This is a genomic window from Rhodopirellula sp. JB055 (genome assembly GCF_043100905.1).
Lineage (GTDB): Bacteria > Planctomycetota > Planctomycetia > Pirellulales > Pirellulaceae > Rhodopirellula.
Window position 1 is genome coordinate 1 of the sequence record NZ_JBICHO010000110.1, and the last position, 11,775, is coordinate 11,775.

Genomic DNA, 11,775 nt, shown 5'->3' on the forward strand with positions numbered 1-11,775 from the left:
GCCGCCGACCTCCCGCCCGGCCTGTGCCCCTGGACTGCCTGCAGGAATGCCCGCAAAGAACTCATCGCGACTGATCTCGATGGCGCGACGCTGCGAGCCCAACACATAAAACGCGTCGTCCAACCAAGGACGAACGTCCGCGAGGTGCAGCTTGTCGCCAGGCTCCGCAACCTGCTCAAAATGGATGCGAATCGTCCGGCGTTCCTTCGGGAAAGGAACATGCAATTCGCCCCAACCTTCCACCGGCCGCACGCCATCTCGCGAACTCACAAGCCCCTGCGGTAGCGAACCTGAATACAGCACCCCCGCAAACCCGTGATCAACACAACCAACATAAAAACCAACCGGATAAACCAAAGCGAAAGCGGCCAACGCTCTCTCCCAACCGCGAACTGGCCACCAAGCCCCCGTGGTCAGCGTCACCCACGACCCGATCACCGCAACGGATAGGTTCCATGGAAGCACGCTTTCATTCCAATCCAAGACCAACGGGGAGATCACCAGCGCGATTCCCAGGTGCATCGCCGCACAAGCGGGCGCGGCCCACCGCGGACGAAAAATCGCCAACAAACCAACGACCAGCTCAACCGCCGCGATCGCCCCCGCAAACCAAAGGCAGGTGGCATCCGCATCGAGCCCGCTGCGATCAACCAACCAATGCGACGCATAGCCAAACCAATCCGGCGACAGAAACTTGTGCACGCCCGCCCAAACCCAAGTCGACACCAATGACCAACGAGCGATGCGATGCCACGAGCCCCAAACACACGCCGCCATCAACACAGCAATCGAAAAGAACTGCGGCTGCAACCGAAACTGATCCCAAACCGCGGCAACCACCAGCACACTGAGATGCACCATCAACCCGGCCCGCGGCCGAACCACCACCCACGCCAGCGAAGCGACGAGAATCCAACCAAAGGAAACCGGCGGCAAATCAAACGTCGGCAGATGCGGCGGCAACTCGCGAACCTGCCACAGCGGCCAAGTGATCGCGATGGTGATGCACTGACAAACCACACCAAACAGCAACAGCCCAGAACGCGGCCACCCAAGTCGCCGTGCCTGGGAAGCCTCCACCCCCAGCGATGCCCCGCCATTCGACGAATCACTCAAGAAACGAACCACACTTTAGCCAGAGAAAAAGAACGCACCGCAGAAGCTTAGCAACTCCCACGTACAAACGGGACGAAGGCCCAAACGGCTCACATCGTTGCGCTCGATCATCTCTGCCGACCTGCTTAGGCCAACGCCTGGTCGATTGGGTTGTTGGCCAAGTAGTGGCCGCACAATGAGATCGCCATCGCATCGGCGACGTCAGCGGGCTCGGGCACGGACTGCAAATTCAATTGCATCTTCACCGCCAACTGAATCTGGCTTTTTGGCGCTCGCCCGTTGCCGGTCATCACCTTCTTCACTCGAGTCGGCTCGTAGTGCTCGACGGGCACGCCAGCAGACGCGGCAGCCAAACAGATCACGCCACGAGCATGCCCCATCAGGATCGCCGTGCGAGGTCGTTCATAGTGCGAAAACAATTGCTCCAGCGCCATCAGGTCCACCGCGTGGGCCGCGAAAACTTCCGACAATCCAACATGGATTTCACGCAACCGCTCGGGAAGCGTGTCGGCACGCCGAGATTTGATCACGCCCGCTTCGCGCAAACACAGACGCGGCCCCTCTCGCGAGATCACCGCGTAACCAGTGGTGTTCAGGCCTGGATCGATACCCAAGATGCAGGACGCTGATCCGGCACGAGCCGTTACGACTTGCGTTCCCAAGAGGTGCCTTCTTTCTTATCAAGCAATGCGACTCCCAGATCCGCCAAGCGATCACGAATGGCATCGCCGGTGGCGTAATCCTTTCGCTCACGAGCTTCTTTGCGAAGGTCAATCAACAGATGAACCACGGAATCGAGCAACTCGGCGTCCGCTTCATCTCCCCCCGCCGTGACGGGCGGCTTGGCAAACAAACCCAGCACGCGAGACAACTCAGCGATCACCGAAGTGGCTTTGACAAGCGATTCCACCGCAGGCGATTTCGCATCGGCACCGGCAGCCAACTTGTTTGCGTCAATGTGACGGTTCAGCGTTCGCAGAGCGTCAAACAAGACACTGATCGCGGCCCCCGTGTTGAAGTCGTCATCCATTGCGGCCAAGAACTTCTCTCGGATCGCATGCACTTCAGCCAGCAAAGCGTCGCCCGCCGGATCGAAGTCACCTTCGGCGCGACGTGTCGCGGCATCCAGCCCATAAAACGACCCGCCGGTGATCTCTTCAAAACGATCAAAAAAGCGATAGAACGCTTCCAAGGACGTCCCCGCTTCCGCCAAGGTTTCTTCGTTGTAAACGATCGTGCTTCGGTACTGGGTTCGAAGCAAAAAGAACCGAATGCGTTCGCCGGTTTGGCTACGAATCAAATCGGCCAATCCGCCGGCCCCTTTGCTGCGACTGATCTTGCCCGAGGCTTGCTCTTCGACGCTAGCTGCTTCCGCCGCCGCGTTTTCGCGATCGCCCTTGCCGCCAACCTTGCCCTTTTCGCCGGCCCGCATCAAACCGTTGTGCATCCAGTACTTCACCATCGGGGCGCCGTGGCAGCACGTGCTTTGCGCTCGCTCGTTTTCATGGTGCGGGAACATCAGGTCCAACCCGCCACCGTGGATATCAAAGGTCTCGCCCAAGATCTCATGGCTCATCGCGGAACACTCGATGTGCCAACCTGGTCGGCCATCGCCCCAAGGGCTTTCCCAAGCAGGCTCGCCAGGACGAGCTGATTTCCAAAGTGCAAAGTCGCCAGGGTTGCGTTTCTTCGCTGCGGCACCCCCGCCTTCGCCTTGCTGGTCCTCGACCGATCGATTGGACAATTGCCCGTAGCCCGGGTCCTTCGTCACGTCAAAGAAGACGTCACCATCAATCGCGTAAGCAAACCCTTTCGATTCCAACGAGCCAATGAACGCGATGATCTGGGGCATGTGATCCGTTGCACGCGGCAAGTGATCGATCTGATTGACGCCCAACTCCCGCAGGTTGGCCAAGTAGTCAGCGGTCATCTCAACCGCAATCTGACTCATAGGGATGCCGCGTTCCTGAGACTTCTTGATCAGCTTGTCGTCGACATCGGTGATGTTGACCACCCAAGTCACTTCGTAACCGCTGTAGGTCAGATAGCGTTTGATCGTGTCAAAGATGACCGGGCCGACCATGTGCCCAATGTGCGACTCGGCATAGACCGTCGGCCCGCACAAATACATGCCCACACGCGGAGCACGCAGCGGCAAGAACGGCTCCTTGGTTTTGCTCAGCGTGTTGTAAACCCGAATGGCAGGTTGTGTGGACGAAGTGGAGGCGACCGATGAGGTCGGGTCGGCGGCGGTCATGCTCATCAGCGTGCGTGCGATTGGAAAGAAGCGAAGGCGAGGCGTCCTCGCGAATTGGAATAGCCAGGGAGTATAGGGAATCAGCCGGGCTTGGATCGAGCCCGCTTTCAAATCCGAATCGCCGACCGCCCAACCATGCCGCCCCAACACTCCTAAGCCAGCCTTCTCGAACCAAGACACCCCACGAACAGAACCCCGCCGCATCAAAACACGCAAAATAGGCAATCCAGAGAACCGCCATCTAGATCGACGGGGCCTGCTTTCTAGGTCACGGAAGCAATTCCATGCCTCGAAAAAAACCGCGAACGCTAAGCTAGTGACGTGCGTAGCAAACCACCGCTTACCGCTCGCTCAACACTCCCTCGTTTTGTGAAGCGACTGTCTCCCATTCAGTGCCTGTCGCCTATCGCTCGCTGTCACGACTGTCGTTGCCAGCGTTTTCAATGCCCTATCCACAGAAAGCGGCGTCCAATGACCAAGATCACCTTCCTCGCTCTGCTCTCGCTGGCCCTGGTGGCCGCCCCCGGATGTCAACCATCCAGCCCCACAGAATCAGGCGCCACCTCAACCACAGGTTCCAGCGACCACGATCATGACCATGACGGCCACGATCACGACGGCCACGATCATGACCACGAAGGCCACGATCACGATGGACACGATCACGACGTCATCGACGCGGATGCGGCTGGCTTGAGCAGCGACGCACTTGTCCACCTGGACAAACCCGAACCTCCGGAATCGCTTTCCGCTGCCGTTGAAAAACTCGTCAAAATGAAGTCAACCATTGCGGGGGGCTTCGCGGACGACGATGTCGATTCCGTCCACCATGAGCTGCACGAGATCGGAACGCTGTTGGAGCAAACTGAAACGCTCGCCAAAGCAAGCGACTTGAACGAGGAAAAGAAGAAGCAGGCTCTCGCTGCCATCGACTCTCTCTTCGATGCATTTGGATCAGTCGACGCCAAACTGCACGGTGAAAGCGGAGCGGAATACAGCGAAGTCAGTGGCGACATCGACGATGCCATCAAAGTTCTAGGAGGCCTCCAATGAGTCGCCGATTCCATACCCTGGCATTGTTCGCAGGCTGTTTGGCCTTTGCCGTTGGCTGCGATCCCAACGAGAGCCAGCCCGCTTCTTCACCCACCGACGCGGCGGTGATCCTCAGTGAACCGCCAGCGAATGCCCTGTCCCTGACCGAAGTGAAGGAACTTTTCGGGGACGAAACCGAGACGCCTCCAACCGAAATCACCCTGGTCGGAAAGATCGATGCAGGAGAGTTTGATGCGTTTGAACCCGATTCAGCGACCTTCATGCTGAGCGAACTGCCTGATGAAGAACACACCGGCGGTGACCCAAACCATGCTGACAACTGCCCATTCTGCAAACGCCGACTGGCGAACGCCCCCAAAGCGATTGTGCAACTGGTCGACGAATCCGGGACCGTCCGCGACACCAGTGCCGAGAAACTGGCCGGTCTTTCCAAAGGAGATGTCGTCACCGTGGAAGGCACCGTGACGTACGACGAAGGAGTGAATCTGATCACGATTCAGTCCCAAAGAGTCCACGCTCGCTAACAAAATTTGTTAGCTAGCGCAGGACGTTTTCCCCCAGAATCAGCCGTCAAACGCCGAATCTGACTTTTTCTACGAAATCTGAACAGAAGAAACCCACCACACGCCCCCAGATTCTGTTATAGTCCCCCTCGTGGTGGTAATAGCTCGCGCACTCGGTGCGAGAAACATCACGGTTTACACGAAGGAATTAGAAGAATGGCAGAAGGTACAATCAAACGGCTCACCGACAAAGGCTTCGGTTTTATCGACACTGGAGGGCCGAAAGACTTGTTCTTCCACTGCACGAATGTCGAAGGCGCGAGTTACGACGAACTGCAAGAAGGTCAAAAAGTCACTTACACTGAAGGTCGTGGTCCCAAAGGACCTTGCGCCGAAAACGTGACTCCTGCCTGAACGGCTTGATCTCGTAGAGAAAATTGACACCGCCATCGATTCTTTTGATGGCGGTTTTTTAATGCGCGGACAGAACCCAGCCCAACCGCTACCCAGACCAACCGTTCTTCAAAAGCACCCCGATGCGTCACGGGCAAGCGATTGAAAAAATGAAACTGTAACTCGAAAAAACCGGGCGGCGATGACGGGGACGCCAATCGGGGCATCGCCCGTCGGCGAGCCGCACCCCGGACAGAGCCGGCGTCGGGCATGCCGCGCCGGCCTCGCCCACGCGTTTTGAAGTTGCGCTTTTCTCAAACCCCGAAGCGTCAGTTTTGAAGTTGCGCTTTTCTCATAACCCGAAGCGTCAGCTTTCTCATAACCCGACGCGTCAGCGAGGGAAAAACGATACTGACTTCGCCTCGCTGACGCGTCGGGTGATGAAAAAACCAATGCCTCACGCAAAAACGCAACTTCAAAACCCACGCGTCGGTTTGGGAACTCGAGCAAATCAACAAGACCCTAAGTGGATCAGCTTTTTGTTGACGAATTCCAAAATGCCAAGGTGCGAAAGTTCCCGGCCGTAGCCGGAGTTCTTGACGCCACCGAATGGCAACTCGGCTTGCGAGCTAGTTGGTTGGTTCAGGAACATCATTCCCGTTTCAACCTTTTCAGCAACGCGACGTCCTCGCTGTGGATCCGTCGTATAGACAGAACCGCCCAGTCCGTAGGAAGAGTGGTTGGCCAATTCAATGGCCGCGGCTTCGTCATCGACGATGTAGACCGTCGCAACGGGGCCAAACAATTCTTGGTCGAAGGTCGGGTTGTCGGGTGTGACATCAGTCAAGATGGTTGGATGGAAGAATGCTCCGTCGCGGTCTGGCCGATCTCCACCTAACACGACAGTCGCACCGGCATTGATGGACGATTGAACTTGCTCCTGCAACTTGACCGCTGCTTCTTCCGTGGAAAGCGGTGAGAGTGTGGTTTCCTCGTCCATTGGGTCGCCAAGCTTCAATTCCTGGAGCTTTTCTTTGAACCCTTTCATGAACTGGTCCGCGACATCTTTTACGACGATGAAGCGTTTCGAAGCCACGCAGGATTGGCCAGCGTTGACCATGCGGCCTTTCACGGCCTGCTCGATCACAAGATCCATGTCAGCATCCTCAAGGACGATGAACGGATCGTTCCCCCCCAGTTCAAGCACGCTGCGTTTGAGGTTTTTTCCTGCCTGAGCGGCAACCGCTCGTCCGGCAGGCTCACTGCCCGTTAACGAAACGCCTTGGACTCGCGAGTCGGAAATGATCGAATCAACGAAGTCCGATGGGATGAATAAGTTTTGATACACACCCTTTGGCAGCCCGCAATCGTGGTAGAGTTCTTCGATCGCGGCAGCGCACTGCGGCACGTTGCTGGCGTGTTTCACCATGACGGTGTTGCCAGCCATGATGTTGGGAGTCGCAAACCGTACGACTTGGTAGAACGGGAAGTTCCAAGGCATCACGCCCATTAGCACGCCGATTGGTTCGTAGTGCAAGTAAGCGTTCGCCTCGACGCGTTCGATCGGTTGGTCAGCGAGGAACTCCTCGGCACCATTCGCGTAGAACTCGGCAATGTTTGCGCAATACTCGATTTCGTATTGTGACTCCGAAATGCGTTTTCCCATTTCCAGGGTGATCATTCGGGCGTACTCGTCCGAGTCCGTTCGCAAGAGTTTCGCGAATTGGAGGAGGCTCTTTTTGCGTTGCTCGAAAGTTGTCGCTCGCCATTCTTGAAACGCTTGATGAGCGGTCTCGATGGCTTGCATCGCGTTCTCTTTGTGAAGCGGTTCAAACTCGCGAATGGTTTCGTTGGTAGCTGGGTTGACGCTGGTGATGGACATGATTGAGTTCCGTTTTTGGAGTGATGAAGGAGATAGCAGGAAGGAAATTGAAGGTCAGGCACTCTGCATTTTTCCGACCAACTTGCGTGTCGCGATGCGTGGCAAGAACCCAGCGGAAGTCACCATCAAGCGGTTTTTCCATCCGGGAATGACAACGTCTTCGTTCTTCATGTAGCCTTCGTAACCGGCTATCGCCACGGCCTTGGAGGTCATCGTGGTGGACGAGAACATTTCGAGTTTGCCCATGCCTGAATCCTCGCCAAATCCAGACTCGGTTGGTCCGGGTTCCAAGCAAGTGACTCGCAACGAGGTGTCCGAAAGTTCTTCACGCAGGCCTTCTGTGAATGACAGCACGTAGGCTTTGGTCGCGTAGTAGACGGCCATGTGGGGGCCGGCTTGGTGTGCTGCGATGGACCCGACATTCAAGATGCCGCCTCGGTTTTTGTGCAGCATGCTGGGAAGCAAACGACGGGTGAGATGAGTCAACGCGACCACGTTGACCATCACCATGTCGATCTGACGATCGGCGGGAAGTTCGGCGAATTTCCCGAGAGCGCCAAAGCCAGCGTTGTTGACCAAAGTATCGACGGTGATGGAACGGCGAGCGAGTTCTTCACACAGTTGGTCGACTGCTTCTGGACGAGACAAGTCGCTGGTGATCACCGTTGCCCGGCGGTCGGACCGAGCTTCGATTTCGGACGCCAATTCGCGAAGTTTGTCCTCGCTGCGAGCGACTAAAACGACGTCGTTTCCGGCATCCGCGAACTGAATCGCCAATTCGCGTCCGATCCCCGAAGAGGCCCCGGTGATGAGTGCCGTGGTATTTTGTGTCATCGGTATGTGTCCATGGAGGGAACGGAAAACAGCCGTGTGGAGGCTCGCTGCTTGTCGTTCGGATGCACATGCCGTGCCAGAATGGTGCACGCTGACCAGGGCGGAAAAGGGTAACGCATAACTGCGTTGGCTCATGTGGCAGTCGATGCGTATGGCATAGGAAGTGCAACGCGTCTGAGTGCAACGCGTGTGAGATTGTGCGCGTGGGATTGTGGACGCGTGTGGGGATGGGATTGAAAACGCGGGTGCCATCGAACAGGACGACTACGAAACAAACTCAAATCAAAGCTGATCAGGCTCTCCACTCCTCGAACGAACATTTGTGACTATGAATTGGTTGACGCATCAGTGGATTCTCGCGGGAATGGTTTCTTCTGCTGCGCGGTTTGTCCCGATCCCGTTTGTGGATGATGTGATTCGAGGACAATGTCGACGATACGTGGTGACGCGGACGCTGGAGGCGCATGATCGGACCGATTCACTGAAGGAGCTTCGGGCATACTATGCGAATGATTCAGGGTGCATCGCGGGGTGTTTGGGGATGCTCGCCAAAGCGCCTGTGAAGCTGTTGTTGTTTCCCATCCGAAAGATCGTTGCGATCCTGACTTCGGTGCGGGGCGTTCCGATCGAGATCATCCGTATGGTGCTGCTGGGGCGAACACTCGATCGTTTGTTGAAAGAAGAGACCATCCGCTCCGGACCGGTGAAGCCCCAACAAGTTTTGGCGATGCGAGAAGCCTTTGAAGAGGCCTTCGCAAGAATGGACTTTCGCGTCGTTCGCGCGGCAATGTCAGACGCGCTGTCCGGGGTGAGCGGGTGGAAGGAGTCCGCGATGGATTTGGCCGCGAACGTTGCCGGTCGCGAGAACCAAGCTCAACCTGCCGGTGATCTTCAAGCTGATGCAAACATGGAAGCGGGAGCCAAACAAGTGGAAGAGGTTCTGGATCGTCCCGAGTTGGTTGCTGTATTCGCAGAGTTCGATGAACGCTTTGATGAGGCGTATTCAGCGAACACGATCGACGCCTGATCCACGTGATTCTCAGTTTCGAACAACCGACCTCGGCCTTGCCGAAAAGGTTGATACGGCGATACTGAGAGATTCGCCGATTGTTCAGGCCGATCGGTTGGCTCGTTTGCGATCGGCGTTCGATGAGGATGGATGGTTTGAAGGAAAAAAATGGCTTGGGGTTACTTGTTGCTTGCCGGGTTGCTGGAAATTGGTTGGGCCGTCGGATTGAAATACACGGAAGGTTTCTCACGCCCCATTCCGACGGTGATCACCATCGTGATCATGATCGCAAGCTTCTTCACGCTTTCACTGGCGCTTCGTGACATTCCGCTCGGAACGGGCTACGCCGTTTGGACGGGAATTGGTGCCGTTGGAACGGCCATCGCCGGAATGATTCTGTTTGGTGAATCACGGGACGCCATTCGTTTGGCTTGCATCGCCGTGATTGTGTCAGGAATTGTCGGGTTGAAACTGGCTTCGTCAGAGAACACGACCCAACCGGCCCCAGCAGACACCCAATCGAATCCACCACGCTAGTGGTTTTTCCAAGTTAAAAGTGAGGTTTGATCATAGTGGACGAGGCGACGAGTCCTTGGTTTGGACGCCAGTTCAGGACTCGCCACGTCCACAAACCTGAAAATGAGTCGTGACAGACCACTACGATTCGTTGTGGCGAAGAAACCGAAGGTGATGCGCTGCGTGCAGGGTATGAATTTCTTCGATTTCCGCCCGGCTCATGCGTCCGAAAGCGGGGTGAGGTGCGTACTCGCCGTGGTGGGCATGAAATCGATCGACGCAGCGGGCAAACGCCTCCACTTCTTCTTGATCGTCGACCTGATCAGGTGGCACAAAGATCGATGCGGTACGGATTCCGCGTGGCGAATCGGGACGACGAAGTTTGGGGAGCAACCAGCGACGCATCGCGGGACGCATGAACGCGAACAAGGACATCCAAGCGGGATAGCCATCCACACTGGGAGTTTGCACCAGCGTCAGATGGCGGCAAATTTGGCCCAGCGACCATTCGCCACAGGATGTGTATCCGTTGTGGTGGAGGGCACGGACCTCCTGGACAGCTTCATCCAAGTTGGCGAACTGTAAAGTTCTCAAGTTTGTCACGGATTCAAACGCTCTTTCAGAGGAGTGTGAACGGCATGATGTGCATTCGTCATGGCTTGGATCGTACCCAAACAGGGCGCGGTTGCTTTCCGTTGAAAGGTGGTGAATTGTCACACGTTAGGTCGTCCCCCCTGCGATGGCGTCTGCAATGTCCCCGAACGTAGCTTTGCCAATCGCGTAAAGTTGTTACAACCCGCGACCTGCCTATCGCGTGCTGCCTTCGCTCGAAACATCACGCTGCGTTTTCGCTCTTCTCTGATTGCCTCTTCATGACAATTCGTTTTTCGAAACATTCGTGGCTTGCCGCCCAATTGGGATTCCTTCTTTGGTTGATTGCGAGCGTTGGGTGCGTTCCAAAGGAAGAGGTCAAATTCGAGAAGGCACCACGTCCTGTTGAGGTGATGACGCTGACACGGACGGTCCCTGTCTCGTCTTACACGGCGACGGGAAGCGTCCAGTCTTGGAAGACAGAAGACATTGGTTTCGAAGTCAGTGGAAAAGTCCTTTGGGTTCTAGAACCTGGCGCGAACATCGACGGGCGAGTCATCGACGCTGGAGGTGAAATGATCCAGCAGGGAACACCGCTCGCCCAGATCGAACCGGACCGCTATGAGATTGCAGTGGAGTCGGCTGAGGCGGACCTGGAGGTCGCCCGTTTGAACAAGGAGAGCATTGAGATCCGGTTGGAAGAGTCCTTGCCGGCGGAGATGGAATCCGCGCGAGCGAATTTGGCTCTCGCTGAAATGGAATTCTCACGCATCGAGAATTTGAAAGTGCAAAACGCGGCGTCCAAGAGCGAATACGACCAAGCCCGGAACCTCGTCCAAACCCGTTTGGCGTCACTGAGCGGATTGCTGGCTACGGAAAAGCAAACCCGAGCGGAGTTGAAGTCAGCCGAGTCGCAGATTCGACGCGCCGAACAAACGCTCCGTGATGCGCAACGCGATTTGGAACACACCACCTTGTACGGTTCCTATCAGGGACAAATTTCGGCCGTGAATGTCGTGCCCGGTAGTGTGGTCAACGCGGGGGATCCTGTGCTGACATTGCAAATGACCAATCCGATCAAAGTGGAGGTGGAACTGTCAGCCAAACAGTCGCGATCGATGCGTCGCCGCCACCAATTGCCGACGTCTTACGCTTTGGCTGATGGAACTCAGCGTCATACCAACGGATACATCTACAACGTGGACGCGAGTGCGGATCCTGACACGCGGACGTTCACGATGACCATGTTGTTGTTGAATGAGCGAATGCGAAACCGGTTGCCGAAGGATCTGCCCGATGACAAAGTGGCTCGTTCCGAAGACCTTTGGCCGTTGCGACTCAATCGGATGATGGGCACGCCGGAGGACGTGATTCTGGTGGAGGAAGAGTCCATTCATGAAGATGAGGAGGGGGCGTTTGTCTATCTTGTCACCAACGGCAAGCTGCGAGAACGATTGCCAGAGGTGTTGAAGGTTCGTCGCCAGCGTTTGAAAGAGAACGGACTCAGGATTCCATTTTTGGGGAACTGGGTTTTTCAAAGTGTCCAAATGCAAGATGACAATGGAGAACCGGTCGACATCGATTTGGACTCTTTGTACGTCGGGAAACTGGTGGATGATTC

The 11,775-nt window shown here is 56.2% G+C and carries 12 protein-coding genes; 6 read left to right on the forward strand and 6 right to left on the reverse strand.

The window, feature by feature from the left end; all coding sequences use genetic code 11:
* From ACF8AM_RS04395 to cysS, 3 genes are all read right to left on the reverse strand, one after another.
* Positions 1 to 1,116: hypothetical protein (locus ACF8AM_RS04395; RefSeq protein WP_392554464.1), on the reverse strand; the 1,116-nt coding region annotated here is incomplete at its 3' end.
* 125 nt (positions 1,117 to 1,241) lie between these two features.
* Entirely contained in the window at positions 1,242 to 1,730 is a 489-nt protein-coding gene (gene ruvC / locus ACF8AM_RS04400; protein WP_392554472.1) for a crossover junction endodeoxyribonuclease RuvC, read from the reverse strand.
* 29 nt (positions 1,731 to 1,759) lie between these two features.
* Entirely contained in the window at positions 1,760 to 3,379 is a 1,620-nt protein-coding gene (gene cysS / locus ACF8AM_RS04405; RefSeq protein WP_392554473.1) for a cysteine--tRNA ligase, read from the reverse strand.
* A gap of 465 nt (positions 3,380 to 3,844) precedes the next feature.
* On the opposite strand from cysS, the gene ACF8AM_RS04410 reads away from it, so the two are divergent.
* From ACF8AM_RS04410 to ACF8AM_RS04420, 3 genes are all read left to right on the forward strand, one after another.
* A complete protein-coding gene (locus ACF8AM_RS04410) occupies positions 3,845 to 4,426 on the forward strand; it encodes a hypothetical protein (protein WP_392554465.1) in 582 nt (193 codons plus the stop codon).
* The gene (locus ACF8AM_RS04415) at positions 4,423 to 4,950 is read left to right on the forward strand and encodes a hypothetical protein (protein WP_392554466.1); all 528 of its coding nucleotides are present in this window, start codon (positions 4,423 to 4,425) and stop codon (positions 4,948 to 4,950) included. Before ACF8AM_RS04410 ends, ACF8AM_RS04415 begins: the two co-directional genes overlap by 4 nt.
* A gap of 195 nt (positions 4,951 to 5,145) precedes the next feature.
* Complete coding sequence (locus ACF8AM_RS04420; RefSeq protein WP_007326931.1) at positions 5,146 to 5,343, forward strand: cold-shock protein; 198 nt, start codon at positions 5,146 to 5,148, stop codon at positions 5,341 to 5,343.
* Positions 5,344 to 5,833: 490 nt separating this feature from the next.
* Here the strand turns inward: ACF8AM_RS04420 and ACF8AM_RS04425 are convergent, their stop codons facing one another.
* Both ACF8AM_RS04425 and ACF8AM_RS04430 read right to left on the reverse strand, forming a co-directional pair.
* Complete coding sequence (locus ACF8AM_RS04425; protein ID WP_392554467.1) at positions 5,834 to 7,204, reverse strand: NAD-dependent succinate-semialdehyde dehydrogenase; 1,371 nt, start codon at positions 7,202 to 7,204, stop codon at positions 5,834 to 5,836.
* Between the two features lie 54 nt (positions 7,205 to 7,258).
* Positions 7,259 to 8,038, reverse strand: coding sequence for an SDR family NAD(P)-dependent oxidoreductase (locus ACF8AM_RS04430; protein WP_392554468.1), 780 nt, complete (start codon positions 8,036 to 8,038; stop codon positions 7,259 to 7,261).
* 328 nt (positions 8,039 to 8,366) lie between these two features.
* Between ACF8AM_RS04430 and ACF8AM_RS04435 the strand changes: the two genes are divergently transcribed.
* Both ACF8AM_RS04435 and sugE read left to right on the forward strand, forming a co-directional pair.
* Entirely contained in the window at positions 8,367 to 9,065 is a 699-nt protein-coding gene (locus tag ACF8AM_RS04435) for a hypothetical protein (protein WP_392554469.1), read from the forward strand.
* A 150-nt stretch (positions 9,066 to 9,215) separates the two neighbouring features.
* Complete coding sequence (gene sugE, locus ACF8AM_RS04440; protein ID WP_392554470.1) at positions 9,216 to 9,584, forward strand: quaternary ammonium compound efflux SMR transporter SugE; 369 nt, start codon at positions 9,216 to 9,218, stop codon at positions 9,582 to 9,584.
* Positions 9,585 to 9,704: 120 nt separating this feature from the next.
* Here sugE and ACF8AM_RS04445 read toward each other — a convergent pair whose 3' ends face one another.
* On the reverse strand, positions 9,705 to 10,166 hold the full coding sequence (locus ACF8AM_RS04445; RefSeq protein WP_392554471.1) for a DUF1569 domain-containing protein: 462 nt from the start codon (positions 10,164 to 10,166) through the stop codon (positions 9,705 to 9,707).
* A 401-nt stretch (positions 10,167 to 10,567) separates the two neighbouring features.
* Here ACF8AM_RS04445 and ACF8AM_RS04450 point away from each other — a divergent pair.
* Positions 10,568 to 11,775, forward strand: a 1,208-nt coding sequence (locus ACF8AM_RS04450) for an efflux RND transporter periplasmic adaptor subunit (protein WP_392554474.1), incomplete at its 3' end; no start/stop codon positions are given.